General features: G+C 67.5%; 14 protein-coding genes. 3 read left to right on the forward strand and 11 right to left on the reverse strand.

Annotated elements, in window-relative coordinates:
- Positions 1–79: 79 nt before the first annotated feature.
- The 3 genes from zwf to pgl are packed head-to-tail and all read left to right on the forward strand — an operon-like array spanning position 80 to position 3,351.
- Complete coding sequence (gene zwf / locus ASL10_RS05655) at positions 80–1,615, forward strand: glucose-6-phosphate dehydrogenase (protein WP_056045228.1); 1,536 nt, start codon at positions 80–82, stop codon at positions 1,613–1,615.
- Positions 1,612–2,565 carry a glucose-6-phosphate dehydrogenase assembly protein OpcA gene (locus ASL10_RS05660; RefSeq protein WP_056045231.1) on the forward strand — a complete coding sequence of 318 codons (954 nt, stop codon included), beginning with the start codon at positions 1,612–1,614 and terminating at the stop codon, positions 2,563–2,565. Before zwf ends, ASL10_RS05660 begins: the two co-directional genes overlap by 4 nt.
- 15 nt (positions 2,566–2,580) lie before the next feature.
- Positions 2,581–3,351 carry a 6-phosphogluconolactonase gene (pgl, locus tag ASL10_RS05665; RefSeq protein WP_056045234.1) on the forward strand — a complete coding sequence of 257 codons (771 nt, stop codon included), beginning with the start codon at positions 2,581–2,583 and terminating at the stop codon, positions 3,349–3,351.
- A gap of 111 nt (positions 3,352–3,462) precedes the next feature.
- Here the strand turns inward: pgl and ASL10_RS05670 are convergent, their stop codons facing one another.
- The 11 genes from ASL10_RS05670 to uvrB all read right to left on the reverse strand — a co-directional run bounded on the left by ASL10_RS05670 (position 3,463) and on the right by uvrB (position 17,291).
- Positions 3,463–3,819: an RNA polymerase-binding protein RbpA gene (locus tag ASL10_RS05670; RefSeq protein ID WP_043595011.1), complete on the reverse strand. Its 357-nt coding sequence runs from the start codon at positions 3,817–3,819 to the stop codon at positions 3,463–3,465.
- Entirely contained in the window at positions 3,819–4,070 is a 252-nt protein-coding gene (gene secG, locus ASL10_RS05675; protein ID WP_043595012.1) for a preprotein translocase subunit SecG, read from the reverse strand. The genes ASL10_RS05670 and secG overlap by 1 nt, the downstream gene beginning before the upstream one ends.
- A gap of 106 nt (positions 4,071–4,176) precedes the next feature.
- A complete protein-coding gene (tpiA, locus tag ASL10_RS05680; RefSeq protein WP_056045237.1) occupies positions 4,177–4,965 on the reverse strand; it encodes a triose-phosphate isomerase in 789 nt (262 codons plus the stop codon).
- Complete coding sequence (gene pgk, locus ASL10_RS05685; protein WP_056045239.1) at positions 4,959–6,170, reverse strand: phosphoglycerate kinase; 1,212 nt, start codon at positions 6,168–6,170, stop codon at positions 4,959–4,961. The genes tpiA and pgk overlap by 7 nt, the downstream gene beginning before the upstream one ends.
- Before the next feature lie 63 nt (positions 6,171–6,233).
- On the reverse strand, positions 6,234–7,238 hold the full coding sequence (gap, locus tag ASL10_RS05690; protein ID WP_043595015.1) for a type I glyceraldehyde-3-phosphate dehydrogenase: 1,005 nt from the start codon (positions 7,236–7,238) through the stop codon (positions 6,234–6,236).
- Positions 7,239–7,408: 170 nt separating this feature from the next.
- A complete protein-coding gene (gene whiA, locus ASL10_RS05695; protein WP_056045242.1) occupies positions 7,409–8,389 on the reverse strand; it encodes a DNA-binding protein WhiA in 981 nt (326 codons plus the stop codon).
- Positions 8,390–8,457: 68 nt separating this feature from the next.
- Entirely contained in the window at positions 8,458–9,339 is an 882-nt protein-coding gene (gene rapZ / locus ASL10_RS05700; protein WP_056045245.1) for an RNase adapter RapZ, read from the reverse strand.
- Between the two features lie 40 nt (positions 9,340–9,379).
- A complete protein-coding gene (gene uvrC / locus ASL10_RS05705; protein WP_082460224.1) occupies positions 9,380–11,302 on the reverse strand; it encodes an excinuclease ABC subunit UvrC in 1,923 nt (640 codons plus the stop codon).
- On the reverse strand, positions 11,299–14,250 hold the full coding sequence (gene uvrA, locus ASL10_RS05710) for an excinuclease ABC subunit UvrA (RefSeq protein ID WP_123570081.1): 2,952 nt from the start codon (positions 14,248–14,250) through the stop codon (positions 11,299–11,301). The genes uvrC and uvrA overlap by 4 nt, the downstream gene beginning before the upstream one ends.
- 70 nt (positions 14,251–14,320) lie before the next feature.
- Positions 14,321–15,235 (reverse strand): SDR family NAD(P)-dependent oxidoreductase, encoded by a 915-nt coding sequence (locus ASL10_RS05715; RefSeq protein ID WP_056045248.1) that lies wholly within the window; start codon positions 15,233–15,235, stop codon positions 14,321–14,323.
- Complete coding sequence (gene uvrB, locus ASL10_RS05720) at positions 15,225–17,291, reverse strand: excinuclease ABC subunit UvrB (RefSeq protein ID WP_043592809.1); 2,067 nt, start codon at positions 17,289–17,291, stop codon at positions 15,225–15,227. Before uvrB ends, ASL10_RS05715 begins: the two co-directional genes overlap by 11 nt.
- Positions 17,292–17,301 lie beyond the last annotated feature (10 nt).

Below are 17,301 nucleotides of genomic sequence, written 5' to 3' on the forward strand. Positions count from 1 at the left end.
CTTTCGCCTTGCCACCGGTGTTCCCGGCCGTCTCCGCCCGTCCCGACCGGAACACCTTCGAACCACAGAACGGAACATCATGTCACCGGTGCCGATCACGCCGGAGTCCAACCCGCTCCGGTTGCCCTCCGACCGACGTCTCAACCGCATCGCGGGGCCCAGCGGTCTCATCATCTTCGGTGTGACGGGTGATCTCTCCCGCAAGAAGCTCATGCCCGCCGTGTACGACCTGGCCAACCGTGGCCTGCTGCCCCCCGGCTTCGCGCTCGTCGGCTTCGCCCGTCGTGAATTCGAGGGCCAGGACTTCGAACAGGTCGTGTACCAGGCCGTCAAGGAGCACGCTCGCACGCCTTTCGACGAAGACGTCTGGCGTCAACTCAAAGAAGGCTTCCGTTTCGTCCAGGGGGTCTTCGACGACGCCGACGCGTTCGCTCGGCTCAAGGACACCATCGAAGAGCTCGATCGTGAGCGCGGGACGATGGGCAACCACGCCTTCTACCTCTCGATCCCGCCCAAGGCGTTCCCCATGGTCACCGAGCAGTTGCGCAACTCGGGCCTCGCCGAGGAGAAGGACGGTGCGTGGAGACGCGTCGTCATCGAGAAGCCCTTCGGCAGCGACCTCACGACGGCCCGCGAGCTCAACGCCGTCGTCGAGACCGTCTTCGAGCCCGACAGCGTGTTCCGAATCGACCACTACCTCGGCAAAGAGACGGTGCAGAACCTCCTCACGCTGCGGTTCGCCAACCAGATGTACGAACCTCTCTGGAACTCCAACTACGTCGACCACGTGCAGATCACCATGGCCGAGGACATCGGCGTCGGCGGCCGCGCCGGTTACTACGACGGCATCGGCGCCGCTCGTGACGTCATCCAGAACCACCTCCTCCAGCTCCTCGCCCTGACGGCGATGGAAGAACCGGTCACCTTCGCCGCCCGTGACCTCCGGGCCGAGAAGGAGAAGATCCTCTCGGCCGTCCGCCTCCCCGCCGACCTCGCCGCGGGAACCGCGCGGGGTCAGTACGCCGGGGGGTGGCAGGGCGGAGAGAAGGTGCTCGGATTCCTGGACGAAGAAGGCATGAATCCCGAGAGCACGACCGAGACGTTCGCCGCCATCAAGCTCGAGATCGCGACCCGGCGGTGGGCGGGAGTCCCCTTCTACCTCCGGGCCGGAAAGCGTCTCGGCCGTCGCGTGACCGAGATCGCCGTCGTCTTCAAGCAGGTGCCCGAGAACATCTTCGGCACGCAGACGTCGCTGGGGCAGAACGCCCTCGTGATCCGGGTCCAGCCCGACGAGGGAGTGACCCTGCGCTTCGGGTCCAAGGTGCCCGGGATCGGCACGCAGGTCCGTGACGTCACGATGGACTTCGGATACGGGCACGCCTTCACCGAGGCGAGCCCGGAGGCCTACGAGCGTCTCATCCTCGACGTCCTCCTGGGCGACCCGCCCCTGTTCCCCCGGCACGAGGAGGTCGAGCTCTCCTGGAAGATCCTCGACCCGATCGAGGAGTTCTGGGCGACTGAGGGTCAGCCCGAACAGTACCGACCCGGCACGTGGGGACCCGCCTCTGCCGACGAACTCATGGCCCGTGACGGCCGTACCTGGAGGCGTCCGTGATCGTCGACCTGCCCGACAGCACCATCAGCCGCGTCCAGAAGACGCTGGTCAAGATCCGGGAAGAAGGAGGCGCGGTCGCGCTGGGCCGAGTCCTCACCCTGATCATCTCCACCCGTCTCGGTGACGAGGAGGAAGCCATCGAGGCCGCGAACGACGCCTCGCGAGAGCACCCCATGAGGGTCATCGTCGTCTCCACGTCGACCGACCTCGATCTCGACGAGGTCGACGGGCGACTGGACGCGCAGATCCGGGTGGGCGGCGACGCCGGTGCCAGCGAGGTCATCCTGCTCCGGGCCTACGGAGAGACCGCGAGCGACGAGGAGGGGCTCGTGACCGGGCTCCTGCTGCCCGACGCTCCCGTCGTCGCCTGGTGGCCGAAGACCGCTCCCGCCGTCGTCTCCGAGTCTCCCCTCGGGCGCATCGCGCAACGGCGGATCACGGATGCGGCGAGCCAGTCCAACCCACGCCAGTCGATCATCGACCTCGCCCGGAGCTACGCTCCCGGCGACACCGACTTCGCCTGGACCCGGCTCACCCTCTGGCGGGCGCAACTGGCTGCCGTGCTCGACCAACCGCCTTACGAATCGGTCACCGAGGTCGGTGTCTCCGGCGCACCCGATTCTCCGTCGACTTTGCTCTTGGCCGCCTGGTTGCGTCTGCAGCTCCAGGTACCCGTTGACGGTGAGCTGACGACCCGGGCGACGGGATCGAGCGGCATCCACGGTGTCCAACTGGTCCGCGCCTCCGGGTCCATCGTCCTCGAACGCTCCCTGGACGACGTGGCGACGCTCACCCAACCGGGTCAACCCACGCACGACCTCGCGCTGCCACGCCGCTCGCTGCGCGACTGCCTGGCCGAGGAACTCCGTAGACTCGACCCCGACGACCTGTTCGGGAACGTCGTGAGACACGGGGTCGGCCAACTGAGCGAACCCGTCCAGAGCAACTAGAGCAGATAGAGAACCGTGACGAACGAACGCCGGGTGCTGGTCCACCCCGACAAAGAATCGCTGGGTGCCTCCGTGGCCGCCCGCTTCATCACCAAGATCATCGACGTGCTCGAAGAGCAGAACTACGCGTCGGTCGTCGTCAGCGGTGGCTCGGTGAGCACCCTCGTGCTGGCGGCCATCAACGCGTCGCCGGCTCGTGACAGCGTCGACTGGTCGAAGGTCTCGATCTGGTGGGCCGACGAGCGCTGGGTCCCCGCAGGGGACGCGGACCGAAACGACACCCAGGCCGGCATCGACCTGCTCGACCACATCGGGTTGCTGCCCGAGAACGTCCACCGATTCGGTGCGGTCGGCGACTTCGACGACGTCGAGGCGGCCGCCGACGCTTACCGGAACGAGTTGCTGCAGCACGCACAGGCCGACGACGCGGCCCCCCGCTTCGACATCACGCTCCTCGGGGTCGGTCCCGACGGTCACGTCGCCTCGTTGTTCCCGGACAAGGCACAGATCCGTCAGCTCGAGCCGACCGTGCTCACGATCGACGACTCCCCCAAGCCTCCGCCCGTACGCCTCACGTTGAGCCTGCCGGTCATCAACAACTCCCAGCGCGTCTGGATGATCCTCGCCGGAGCCGAGAAGGCTTCGTCGTTGGGGCTCGCCCTGGCGGGTGCCGGCGCAGACCAGGTGCCGGTGGCAGGGGTCAAGGGACGCAAGCGGACGGTCTTCTTCGTCGACCAGGACGCGGCGGCTGAGGTCCCCGAGAACTTGATCGCCTCCACCTACTGAGTCCCGCCGCGGGCGCACCGACGCCGGCATGACGAAGGGCCCCGCAGCTCGCGGCTGCGGGGCCCTTCGTCATGTCCGGTGTGGAGACACCGGGAGGCGCGATCGGCTGGATCAGGCCTTGCCGCGTCGGACTCGCAGCTGCTGCAGAGCCTCTTCGAGCAACTGCTCGGCTTCTTCTTCGGTCCGTCGCTCTTTGACGTACGCGAGGTGCGTCTTGTACGGCTCCAGCTTCGCGACCGTCGGCGGGTTCGCCTTGTCGCGCCCTGCCGGCAATCCACTCGAGGGTGAGTCGACGGTCTCGGGGATCTCTTCGTCGGGCACGTTGGCCGCGAAGTGACGGACGACCTCGTTGCCGAGGGCATCCCAGTACGAGATGGTGATCCGCTCGGCGTGGAAGCCGCGATCTTGCTCACCCATGGGACCTGCGCCGACGCGCGAGCCGCGGATTGCGCTACCGCCCGAGGCCATCAGCTGACCGCCGCGAACTTGGTGATGAGGCCCAGGACCACGATGCAGGTGATCCAGACGAGACCCAGGAAGACCGTGATGCGGTTGAGGTTGCGTTCGGCGACGCCGGATGCCCCGAGGTTGCTCGTGACGCCACCGCCGAACATGTCGGAGAGACCGCCACCACGGCCGCGGTGGAGCAGGATGAGGAGGGTCAACAGGAGGCTCGTGATGCCGAGCAACACCTGCAGGATGACCTGGAGAATTTCCACGTAGGACCTTTCGATGCGGTGAGACCGCTGAACAGTATAACCGCGAGAGGCCGTCGCCCTGGCAGGCCGAGTCGGAGGGGCGCCGACGGGCGACGCACCCGGCCCGTCAGACGCCGACGTGCGCCTGGAAGCGGACGATGTTGGCGAACTCGGACACGTCGAGGCTCGCCCCACCGACGAGGGCTCCGTCGACGTTGGGCTCTCGCATGAACGATGCGATGTTCGTGGACTTGACCGAGCCGCCGTAGAGGACGCGGGTGGTGGCGGCGGCGTCCGGACCGACGATCTCGACCAGGGCCGCCCGCAGGGCCGCGCAGACCTGCTCGGCCTGCTCGGCCGTGGCGGCCTGTCCGGAGCCGATGGCCCAGACGGGCTCGTAGGCGACGACGATCTCGGCGGAGGCCGGCACCTGGGCGAGCGCCGCACGGAGCTGGGCCACGGGCACCGCGCTGGGGCCGTGCTGCTCGAGATCGTCGGCCGTCTCACCGACGCAGACGACGGGGACGAGGCCCGAGCGATGCGCGGCGGCGACCTTCGTCGCCACGACCTCGTCGTCCTCGGCATGGAGCGTCCGACGCTCAGAGTGCCCGACCAGGACGTAGCGCACGTCCAACTTGGCGAGGAACTGCCCCGAGATCTCGCCCGTGTAGGCGCCCGAGTCGTGAGCGGACAGGTCTTGGGCTCCGAGAGCCAACTCGAGCTTGTCGGCGTCGAGCAGGGTCTGCACGCTTCGGAGGTCGGTGAACGGCGGGAACACCGCGGTCTCGACCGCGTCGAAGTCGTGCTTGGCGTCCTTGAGGGACCATGCGAGCTTCTGGACGAACGCGATCGCCTGCAGGTGATCGAGGTTCATCTTCCAGTTGCCGGCGATGAGGGGCGTGCGTGTGGTCACCATCCGAGGACCTCCAGTCCGGGGAGTCGTTTGCCCTCGAGGAACTCGAGGCTGGCTCCACCGCCGGTGGAGATGTGGCCGAACTGGTCGTCGGAGAACCCCAGGGCACGAACGGCCGCGGCCGAGTCGCCGCCGCCCACGACGCCGAGACCGGAGACCCGGGTCAACGCGTCGGCGACCTTCTGGGTGCCGTGTGCGAAGGCGGGGAACTCGAAGACTCCCATCGGACCGTTCCAGAAGACCGTGGACGACGTCTGGACGGTCTCCGCGAAGCGCGCGGCCGTCTCGGGGCCGATGTCCAGGCCCAGGGCCTCGGAGCCCAGAGCAGAGGATTCGATGCCGTCCGAGGCGACCACCGTGTGCTCGGCGTCCGCGCTGAAGGACGAGGCGACCACCACGTCGACGGGGAGCACGAGGTTGACGCCCCGGCGCGCGGCCTCGTCGACGTAGCCGCGGACCCGGTCGAGCTGGTCCTTCTCGAGCAGGCTCTTGCCGACGGGGAGTCCCTGGGCGGCGAGGAACGTGAAGAGCATCCCTCCACCGATGAGCAGGTTGTCGACCCGGGGAAGGAGGTGCTCGATGACGCCGAGCTTGTCGGAGACCTTCGAGCCGCCGAGGACGACGCTGTAGGGGCGCGTGGGGTTCTCGGTCAGCTTGTCGAGGACCTCGAGTTCACGCGAGATGAGCGTCCCGGCCGCGCTCGGGAGGAGCGCGGGCAACTCGTACACACTCGCCTGCTTGCGGTGCACGACCCCGAAGCCGTCGGAGACGAACACGTCACCGAGCTCGGCCAGGCGTGCGGCGAACTCCTGACGCTCGGACTCGTCCTTCGACGTCTCGGCGGCGTTGAAGCGGAGGTTCTCGAGGACGACGATCTGGCCGTCGGTGAGGTCGTCCACTGCTGCGGCGGTCTCGTCACCCACGGTGTGCGCGGCGAAGCCGACGCTCTTCCCGAGGAGTTCGCTGAGGCGTTGGGCGACCGGTCTGAGGCTGTACTCGGGCTTCGCCTCGCCGTCGGGGCGGCCGAGGTGCGAGATGACCACGACCCTGGCCCCCTGGTTGATCAGCAGGTCGAGGGTCTCGAGGGAGGCACGGATGCGGCCGTCGTCGGTGATCTCGCCGTCCTTCAGAGGGACGTTGAGGTCGCATCTGACGATGACGCGTCTGCCCGACAGGGGACCGAGGGAATCGAGGGTACGCAGGCTCATGGGTTCGTTTCGGGTTCGGAGGACGGTGCCCCGGCCCGTGAGGGCCGGGGCACCGAGGTCGGACTAGAGGCGGTCGGCCACGTACTTCGTCAGGTCGACGAGACGGTTCGAGTAGCCCCACTCGTTGTCGTACCACGAGGTGATCTTGACGAGGTTGCCGATGACCTTGGTCAGGCCCGAGTCGTAGATCGACGAGTGCGGGTCGGTGGTGATGTCGGTCGACACCAGAGGGTCTTCGGAGTAGGCCAGGATGCCCTTGAGCTCACCCTCGGCGGCGGCCTTGTAGGCGGCGTTGATCTGCTCGACCGTCACCGGCGTGCTGGTCTCGAGGGTCACGTCGGTGATCGAGCCGGTGGGCACGGGCACGCGCAGGGCGTAACCGTCGAGCTTGCCGGCGAGCTCGGGGATCACGAGGCCGATGGCCTTGGCGGCACCGGTCGACGTCGGGACGATGTTGAGCGCGGCGGCACGGGCGCGGCGGGGGTCCTTGTGCGGACCGTCCTGCAGGTTCTGGTCGGCCGTGTACGCGTGGACCGTCGTCATGAGACCGCGCTCGACGCCGAAGTTGTCCAGGAACACCTTCATCAGGGGGGCCAGGCTGTTCGTCGTGCAGGACGCGTTCGAGATGATGTGGTGGTTGGCGGGGTCGTAGATGCCCTCGTTCACACCCAGCACGATGGTGGCGTCGTCACCCGTGGCCGGAGCCGAGATGAGGACCTTCTTCGCGCCGGCGGTGATGTGCTTGCGTGCGTCCTCGGCCTTCGTGAAGAAACCGGTCGACTCGACGACGATGTCGACGCCCAGCTCGCCCCAGGGCAGGTTGGCGGGGTCGCGCTCGGCGAGGACCTTGATCGGCTTGCCGTCGACGACGATCGAGTCGCCGTCCAGCTCGACGGTCGCGTCGAGACGTCCCGTGATCGAGTCGAACTTGAGGAGGTGCGCGAGGGCGGCGTTGTCGGTCAGGTCGTTGACGGCGACGATCTCGATGTCGGTTCCCTTGGCGAGCGCCGCGCGGAAGTAGTTACGGCCGATGCGACCGAAGCCGTTGATGCCGATCTTGACGGTCAATGAAACTCCTGATGATCAGGCGTCGTGGGGACGCGTGGAGGGTGTGGGCGACCAGGCCCGTGGCGACGCCCGAACTCTCGATGACCTCGGGTCGGACACCGCTTACGACAGTAGCAGCAGCCCTCCGGAATTCGTCCTCCGGTGACGTCGTGAAGACCCTCCGCCGCCCCTCAGTCGAGGTCGAGGTCGTGCGGCAGGTTGGCGTCCGTACCCGGCAACCCCAGGTCGCCGGCCTTCTTGTCGGCCATGGCGAGCAGGCGACGGATCCGACCCGCGACGGCGTCCTTGGTCATCGGGGGGTCGGCGTGGTGGCCGAGTTCGTCCAAGCTGGCGTCGCGATGGGCAAGTCGCAGCTCGCCCGCGTACTTGAGGTGCTCGGGGATGTCGTCGCCGAGCAGTTCCATCGCCCGGTCGACGCGGGCGCACGCGGCCACGGCGGCCTGGGCCGACCGTCGCAGGTTGGCGTCGTCGAAGTTGACGAGTCGGTTCGCCGTCGCGCGCACCTCGCGGCGCTGGCGCATCTCTTCCCAGTCGGTGACGCTCTTCTCGGCGCCCATCACCTTGAGCATGGTGCCGATGGCCTCGCCGTCGCGGATGATGACCCGGTGCACGCCGCGGACCTCTCGGGCCTTCGCCGCGACGCCCAGTCGGCCAGCGGCCCCGACGAGCGCCATGGCGGTCTCGTTGCCGGGGCACACGACCTCGAGCGAGGCGGACCGACCGGGATCGGTCAACGAGCCCTGCGCGAGGAACGCCCCTCGCCAGATGGCGGCGAGATCGTCGCGCGAGCCGGTCGTGAGCCGGTTCGGCAGGCCACGGACGGGTCGTCGGCGGGCGTCCATGAGCCCGGTCTGACGGGCCAGCGTCTCACCGGCCTCGTGGACCCGGACGAGGAACCCGGGGGTGCGGCGTGAGCCGGCAGGAGCCGTCATCGCGACGTCGCTCCTGGCTCCGTACAGCTCGGCCAGGTCCTTCCGGACCCGTCGGGCGATGAGCGCGGAATCGAGTTCCGCCTCGACGGCGATCCGACCGGAGATGAGGTGCAGTCCTCCGGCGAAACGGAGGACGGTGGCGAGCTCAGCGGCCCGGATCGTCGTCCTGCTCACCTCGACGCGGGCGAGTTCTTCTTTGACGTCGGCAGTCTGGGCCACTCCGGTTGTTCCTTTTCGTCAGGTCGAGGTGTCGTCGGTGCACGGGCGTGCTGAAGCACCTCGGTGGGTCATTCTCGGCCGAGGTCGCGGTGTTTCACGCTGACGGCCACGCCGGGGAGTCCACGCAGACGCGCCGCCAGTTCACCCACGAGGGTGACCGATCGATGTTTGCCCCCGGTGCAGCCAATGGCGATCGTAGCGTGTCTCTTGTTCTCACGCTGATAGCCCGACAAGACGGGGACGAGCGAAGCGGCGAAGGCGTCGACGAACTCCCGGGCCCCGTCCTGCTGCATGACGTACGACGTGACCGGCTCGTCGAGCCCGGACTGCTGCCGGAGCGCGGGCACCCAGAACGGGTTGGGGAGGAACCTCGCGTCGCCCACCATGTCGGCGTCGGTGGGCAGGCCGTACTTGAACCCGAAACTGAGGACGGTCACCTGGACCCCGGCGCGGTCGGACTCGGCGAACTTCTCGGAGATCGTCGTGGCCAACTGGTGGATGTTGAGTTCCGACGTGTCGATGATCACGTCGCTCGTCTCGCGGAGCTCTTCCATGCGCGCACGCTCGGCGAGGATGCCGTCGAGCAAGGTGCCGTCACCCTGCAACGGGTGCGGTCGCCGGACCTGCTCGAAACGCCGGACCAGCGCCGCGTCGGTCGCGTCGAGGAACAGCACCCGCACCTTGCTGGGCATGCTCGCCCGCAAGGTGCGCACGGCCTCTTGGGCCTCACTGAAGAGGCGTCCCCCGCGGACGTCGACCACGGCAGCGATCTTGGGGAGCGAGTCCCCCGCACGTTCGGCCAGGTCGAGCAGCGGTCGCAACATCTGCGCCGGCAGGTTGTCGACCACGTACCAGTCGAGGTCCTCGAGGGCGTTGCCGACGGTCGACCGTCCGGCGCCGGACATCCCCGTCACGATCAGGACCTCTTGCTGTTCGCTGACGTCGCTCATGTCGGTGGTGTCCTCCGGGTCGGCATGCGGTGCATCGAGTCTAGGCGGGGCTCGTGGGGGGCACGACGTCGTCGGCCGCCACGTCGTCGGCCGTGACGTCCTCGGCTCCGCGAAGCCGCTCGACGACTGCGGCGGCGAGCGTCGGGCCGATGCCGCGGATGGCCGAGATGTCCGCTGCCTCGGCATCCTTCAAACGCTTGACCGAGCCGAAGTGCTTCAGGAGCACGGCCACCCGGTAGGGCCCCAACCCCGGGATCTCCGCGAGCTGCGTCGAGATGTCGCGCTTGCGACGCTGTCGCTGGTGTGTGATCGCGAACCGGTGCGCTTCGTCGCGGATGCGTTGGATGAGGAACAGCGCGTCGCTGTTGCGAGGGAGGATGACCGGGAAGTCGTCGTCGGGCAGCCAGATCTCCTCGAGCCGTTTCGCGATCCCGCAGAGCGCGATGTCCGTGACGCCGGCGTCGTCGAGTGCTCGTCGGGCCGCCGCCACCTGGGGTTGTCCGCCGTCGACGATGAGGAGGTTGGGGCGGTAGGCGAACCGTTTGCGTTGCTCACCCACCTCCTCGACGGGAGCGAGTTCGTCGTCGAGGCGAGAGAGACGGCGGCTGAGCGTCTGGTAGATCGACTCGGTGTCGTCGGTCGACCGGGGGATGTTGAAACGCCGGTACTGGTCCTTCCGCGGCAGGCCGTCCTCGAAGACCACCATCGAGGCGACGATGTTCGTGCCCGAGAGGTGGGACACGTCGTAGCACTCCATGCGCAAGGGCGCGTCGCTCATGCCGAGGGCCTCCTGGATGTCGGCCAGGGCGGTCGACCGGGTGGCGAAGTCGGCGCTGCGACGGGTCTTGTAGAGCATGAGCGACTGCTGCGCGTTGAGGGTCGCCGTCTGCATCAGGTTGGCCTTCTCGCCGCGCTGTGCCGTGTGGATCTGGACCCGTCCCCGACCGCGGAGGGTGCTGAGCACGCTCTCGAGGGCGTCGTTGTCGTCCGGCGTCTCGGTCACGACGATCTCGCGGGGAAGCTCGGCGCCGGCGGTGTAGATGCCCTGCAGGACCTGCTCGACGAGGTCGCCGGTCGAGATGTCGATCTCTTTGTCGACGACCCAGCCGCGGGAGCCACGGATGCGACCGCCCCTCACCGTGAAGAGCTGGACGGCGGCCGCCAGCTCGTCCTCGGCGAGGGCGTAGAGGTCGAGATCGACGTTGTCGCGGAGGACGACCGCCGACTTGTCGAGCACGGCCTCGAGGGCCTGCACCTGGTCGCGGTACGTGGCCGCGTCCTCGAAGCGCTGCTCCGTGGCGGCCGTCTTCATGGAGCGCTGCAGGTCGGCGATCACCCTCTTGTCGTAGCTGCCCATGAACTTGACGAACTCGTCGACGATCGCCCGGTGCTCGTCGATCGACACCTTGTGCGAACACGGCCCCCCACAACGACCGATCTGCCCCGGGAAGCAGGGCTTGCCCGTCTGCATGGCCTTCTTGTAGCTGCTGTCGGAACAGGTCCTGATCGGGAAGACCTTGATCATCAGGTCGATGGTGTCGTGGACGGCCCAGATCTTCGGGTACGGCCCGAAGTACTTGGCCCCCTTGATGCGCGGGTTGCGCGTGACCATCACCCGAGGTGCCTCGTCGGCCAGGGTGACGGCCATGAACGGATAGGTCTTGTCGTCGCGGAACTTGACGTTGAAGGGCGGGTCGAACTCTTTGATCCACGTGTACTCGAGCTGGAGGGCCTCGATGTCGCTGCCCACCACGGTCCATTCGACGGATCGAGCGGTGAGGACCATTCGTCGGGTGCGTTCGTGCAGCGACGGAAGCGGTGCGAAGTAGTTGCTCAGCCGGGCCCGGAGGTTCTTGGCCTTGCCGACGTAGAGCACCCTCCCCCGCTCGTCACGCCAGCGGTAGACGCCGGGGTCGGTGGGGATCTCGCCCGCTTTCGGACGCCAGGAGACGGTGTTGCTCATCGTGCTTCGACGGCCTCCCGGCGTCGAGTCGACGTGGCCTTCTTCTTCTGCACCCGGGGCACGGTGTGACCCGATTCGAGGATCTCCTTCAGGAAGACGCCCGTGTGGCTCTCGGGCACGGTCGCGAGGTGCTCGGGGGTTCCGGTGGCGATGACGGTGCCGCCACCCGCGCCTCCTTCAGGGCCCATGTCGATCAGCCAGTCGGCGGACTTGATGACGTCGAGGTTGTGCTCGATCGTGATGACGGTGTTGCCCTTCTCGACCAGACCGTTCAGCACGAGGAGGAGCTTGCGGACGTCCTCGAAGTGCAGGCCGGTCGTCGGTTCGTCGAGCACGTAGACGCTGCGCCCGTTGGAGCGCTTCTGCAGCTCGGTCGCGAGCTTCACGCGCTGGGCTTCGCCCCCGCTCAGCGTGGTGGCACTCTGGCCGAGTCGCACGTAGCCCAGGCCGACGTCGACCAGCGTCGACATGAACCGGGAGATCGCCGAGATGGGGGCGAAGAACTCGGCGGCCTCGCTGATCGGCATCTCGAGGACCTCGGAGATGTTCTTGCCCTTGTACCGCACCGCCAGGGTGTCGCGGTTGTACCGCGCACCACCGCACACCTCGCAGGCGACGTAGACGTCGGGAAGGAAGTTCATCTCGATCTTGATCGTGCCGTCACCTGCGCAGTTCTCGCAGCGGCCGCCCTTGACGTTGAAGCTGAACCGGCCCGGCAGGTAGCCGCGGGCCTTCGCGTCGGTCGTCTCGGCGAAGAGGGTACGGATGCGATCGAAGACACCCGTGTAGGTCGCCGGGTTCGAGCGCGGGGTGCGACCGATCGGCGCCTGGTCGACGTGGACGACCTTGTCGAGGGCGTCGAGGCCCGTGACCCGCGTGTGCTTGCCGGGGATCTGACGGGCTCCGTTGAGCTGGTTGGCCAGGACCTTGTACAGGATGTCGTTGACGAGCGAGGATTTGCCCGAGCCGCTGACGCCTGTCACCGCGACGAAGGTGCCCAAGGGGAAGTCGACGGTGACGTCGCGCAGGTTGTTGGCCTTGGCGCCCACGACCGAGATCATGCGCTTCTTGTCGACGGGGCGACGGCTGGTCGGGGTCTCGATGGAGCGCCGCCCGGCGAGGTAGTCGCCGGTGTACGAGTCGGTGTTCGCGACGAGGTCCTCGTAACTGCCCGAGTGCACCACCGTGCCGCCGTTGACGCCGGCACCCGGGCCGATGTCGACGACCCAGTCGGCCGTCTTGATGGTGTCTTCATCGTGTTCGACGACGATCAACGTGTTGCCGAGGTTCTTGAGTTTGACCAGCGTGTCGATGAGTCGGCGGTTGTCACGCTGGTGGAGGCCGATGCTCGGCTCGTCGAGGACGTAGAGGACTCCGGTGAGACCCGACCCGATCTGGGTCGCGAGGCGGATGCGCTGGGCTTCTCCACCGGAGAGGGACCCCGCGGCGCGGGCCAGGGAGAGGTACGTGAGACCCACTTCCAGCAAGAACTCGAGTCGGACCCGGATCTCACGCAGCACCTGGGCCGCGATGCGCGCCTCGCGGGTCGTGAGGGTGAGGCTGTTCATGAACCCGAACGCGTCGGCGAGGCTGAGTTCGGACACGCTCGCGATGTCGTGCCCGTCGACCAGGACGGCGAGGACCTCGGGCTTGAGCCGCTTGCCCTTGCAGACGACGCACGGGATCTCGCGGAGGTAGGACGCGTAGCGCTGGCGCTGCGTGTCGGTCTCGGCCTCGGCGTACTTGCGCTCGATGTAGGGCATGACACCCTCGAAGCCCGTCGAGTAGGTCATCTCTCGGCCGAAGCGGTTGCGCCACTTCACGGTGACCTCGAAGTCGTTGCCCTGCAGGACGGCCTGTCGGACCTTCTCGGGCAGCTCGTGCCAGGGCGTCTTGAGGCTGAAGCCCAGATCACCGGCCAAGCCCTCGAGGAGCTTCTGGAAGTAGTTGTAGAGCCCCTTGCCGGATTGGGTCCAGGGCAGGATGACTCCGTCGGCGAGGCTGAGCTCGGGGTCGCCGAGCAGCAGGTCGGAGTCGACCGACATCTTCGTGCCGAGTCCGGAGCACTCGGGACAAGCGCCGAAGGGGGCGTTGAACGAGAACGTGCGGGGTTCGATCTCGGTGAGCTGGACCGGGTGGTTGTTCGGGCACGAGAGCTTCTCGGAGAACGTCCGGTACTTGCCGGCCGCGCCCTCGTCGGTGTCGACGAAGTCGATCGTGACCAGGCCGTCCGTCAGGCGCAGGGCGGTCTCGAGCGAGTCGGTCAGACGGGTCAGCGCCTGGTCGGAGGCGACGAGGCGATCGACCACGACCGAGATGTCGTGCTTGATCTGCTTCTTCAGCTTGGGCGGCGAACTGAGCTGGATCTGCTCACCGTCGACGATGGCCCGGGAATACCCCGTGGACGCGAGCTCGGCGAACAGGTCGACGAACTCGCCCTTCTTCTGCGAGACCACGGGGCTCAGCACCTGGTACCGGATGCCCGACTCGAGGGTCATGAGCTGGTCGGCGATCTGCTGCACGCTCTGCTTGCTGATCTTCTCGCCGCAGACGGCGCAGTGCGGAACGCCGATGCGTGCCCAGAGGAGGCGCATGTAGTCGTAGATCTCGGTGATCGTGCCGACCGTGGACCGCGGGTTGCGGTTCGTGGACTTCTGGTCGATGGAGACGGCCGGGCTCAGGCCCTCGATGAAATCGACGTCGGGACGGTCGACCTGACCCAGGAACTGCCGCGCGTAGGCCGACAGGGACTCGACGTACCGACGTTGCCCCTCGGCGAAGATCGTGTCGAACGCCAGGGACGATTTGCCCGAGCCGGACAACCCGGTGAAGACGACCAACGAGTCACGTGGGATCTCGAGGTCGACGTTGTTCAGGTTGTGCACTCGGGCACCCCGGACGCTCAGCGTGGAGGAACCTTCTACAGGTGAGATGGACACTCTTACCATTCTGTCGATGTGGACGACACTCGTCGTCGTGGCGGGCGGGCCCGCGGGAGGTGCAGCCGGCGGCGCGGGGTCAGGGGGCCGGGGACGAGACGGTCGGATGGACGCCCGTCAGGCCGGCGGACACCTGCCACAGACGCGAGGCCACCGACTCGTCACGGCTGTGACGTTTCGCGGGCACGCGTGCCGGAGCGCCGGTCAACTGGAACCATCCGGCCGGACCCCAGTATTCCCCGCCGTGGACGTCTTCGCCCACGAGGGCGTGGACGAGAGGCTCTGCTCCGACCTCCTTGCCCTGGGAGAAGACGTGCATCATCGAGGTGAGGACGGCGGGAGGGCGGCGGGGCTCGACGACGGGCGGGCGCGGGTCGCTGAGCGAGTCCCACGAGAACCCGGGGTGGGCGACGACGCTGGAGACCGAGGATCCGGCGGCCCGGAGGCGACGGTCGAGGTCGAAGCCGAAGGTCATGACCGCGAGCTTGGAACGTGCGTAGGCGACCGCGCCGGAGTAGCTCGAGACCATCATGGGATCGTCCAGGTCGAGTCGCACCCACCGATGGCTGATGCTTCCGAGGTGCACGACTCGAGCCCGCCCTGCCGACTCGAGGGCCGGCATGAGGTGCGAGACCAGGGCGAAGTGGCCGAGATGATTGGTGCCGAACTGGAGCTCGAACCCGTCGGTCGTCGTCTGACGCCGACGGGAGCCGACGACGCCGGCGTTGGCCAGGAGGCCGTCGACCGGTCCGCCGGCGGCGATGGCGGATGCACCCGTGCGGACCGACGCGAGGTCGGCCAGGTCGAGGGCGACCGTGTCGACGTCCGCCCCGGGCACGCGGCTGCGGAGGAGATCGGCGGCCCGCACGGCCCTCTCGGCGTCGCGGGCCGCGAGGACGACCTGGTGACCGGCCGCGACGAGCCGCTCGGCGGAGTAATAGCCGAGCCCTGCGGTCGCACCCGTGACGACGACGCGTCGACGATCACCGGGCATGACCGGCCGCCTCCATCTGTCGCAGATCTTTCTTCAGGTCGGCGACCTCGTCGCGGAGCCGACCGGCCAACTCGAACTTGAGCTCGGCCGAGGCCTGCAGCATCTGCTCGTTGAGGTCGGCGATGATCGCTTCGAGGCCGTTCGCGGCGCTGGCGGCCTTGCCCTCGCGGCGGAGGTTCGGCGTGGGGGCGCGCTTGCCACCCTGGCGATCCGCGAGGAGGCGTGCGGTGTCGGCACCTTCTCGGGCCAGGACCTCGGTGATGTCGGCGATCTTCTTGCGGAGCGGTTGGGGGTCGATGCCTCGCTCGAGGTTGTAGGCGACCTGCTTCTCTCGACGACGATCGGTCTCTTCGAGCGCCTGTTTCATCGAGTCGGTCATCACGTCGGCGTACATGTGGACCTGACCCGAGACGTTTCGTGCCGCACGGCCGATTGTCTGGATGAGTGACGTGGACGAACGGAGGAAGCCCTCCTTGTCGGCGTCGAGGATCGCGACGAGCGACACCTCGGGGAGGTCGAGGCCCTCACGGAGCAAGTTGATGCCGACGAGCACGTCGTAGACGCCCTGCCGCAGTTCGGTGAGCAGTTCGACCCGCCGGAGCGTGTCGACGTCGGAGTGCAGGTAGCGGACTCGCACTCCGGCCTCGGTGAGGAAGTCGGTGAGTTCTTCGGCCATCTTCTTGGTCAGGGTGGTGACCAGGACACGTTCATCGATCTCGACCCGTGTGCGGATCTCTTCGAGCAGGTCGTCGATCTGGCCCGCGGACGGCTTGACCACGATCTCGGGATCGATGAGCCCGGTGGGTCGGATGATCTGCTCGACGACGCTGTCGGTGATGCCCAGCTCGTACTTGCCGGGCGTCGCCGAGAGGTAGACCTTCTGGCCGACCCGGTCGAGGAACTCCTCGAACTTGAGGGGTCTGTTGTCGAGGGCGCTGGGAAGCCGGAAGCCGTGGTCGACGAGGGTGCGCTTGCGCGAGGCGTCGCCTTCGTACATGGCGCCGATCTGGGGCACGGTGACGTGCGACTCGTCGATCACCACGAGCAGGTCGTCCGGGAAGTAGTCGAGCAGGCAGTGGGGTGCCTCGCCGGGCGACCGACCGTCGATGTGCGCGGAGTAGTTCTCGATGCCGTTGCAGAAGCCGATCTGTTCCATCATCTCGAGGTCGAAGGTCGTGCGCATGCGCAGGCGCTGGGACTCGAGGAGCTTTCCCTGCTTGTCGAGCTCGTCGAGGCGGGTGGCGAGTTCGTCCTTGATGGTGCCGATGGCGCGGTGCATGACATCTGTGCCCGCGACGTAGTGCGAACCGGGGAAGACCGAGACGGCGTCCATCGTCTTGACGACGTCGCCCGTGAGCGGATGGAGGGCGTACAGCGCCTCCACCTCGTCGCCGAACATCTCGATGCGGATGGCCAGTTCTTCGTACATCGGGATGATCTCGATCGTGTCTCCCCTCACGCGGAAGTTGCCACGGGAGAAGTCGATGTCGTTCCGCTGGTACTGCATCGAGACGAACCGCCGGATGAGCGTCTCGCGATCGATCCGCATGCCGACCTGGAGGGCGATCATGGCCTCCATGTAGCCCTCGGGGGTGCCGAGCCCGTAGATGCAGGAGACCGTCGAGACGACGATGACGTCGCGTCGGCTCAGCAGCGAGTTCGTCGTCGAGTGCCGCAACCGCTCGACCTCGGCGTTCACCGAGCTGTCCTTCTCGATGAAGGTGTCGGTCTGCGGGACGTAGGCCTCGGGCTGGTAGTAGTCGTAGTACGAGACGAAGTACTCGACGGCGTTGTTCGGGAAGAGCGATCGGAACTCGTTCGCCAACTGGGCCGCGAGCGTCTTGTTGTGGGCGAGCACGAGCGTGGGCCGTTGCACCTGCTCGACGAGCCAGGCGGTGGTCGCCGACTTGCCCGTTCCGGTGGCGCCGAGCAGGACGACGTCGGTCTCGCCGGCGTTGATGCGCCCCGCCAGTTCGGCGATGGCGGCCGGCTGGTCGCCACTGGGTTCGAATTCGCTGATGACTTCGAACGGGCGCACACTGCGGGTCGGTTCCATGGATTCCAGC

Origin of the sequence: Frigoribacterium sp. Leaf8, from assembly GCF_001421165.1 — a bacterium.
Taxonomy (GTDB): domain Bacteria; phylum Actinomycetota; class Actinomycetes; order Actinomycetales; family Microbacteriaceae; genus Frigoribacterium.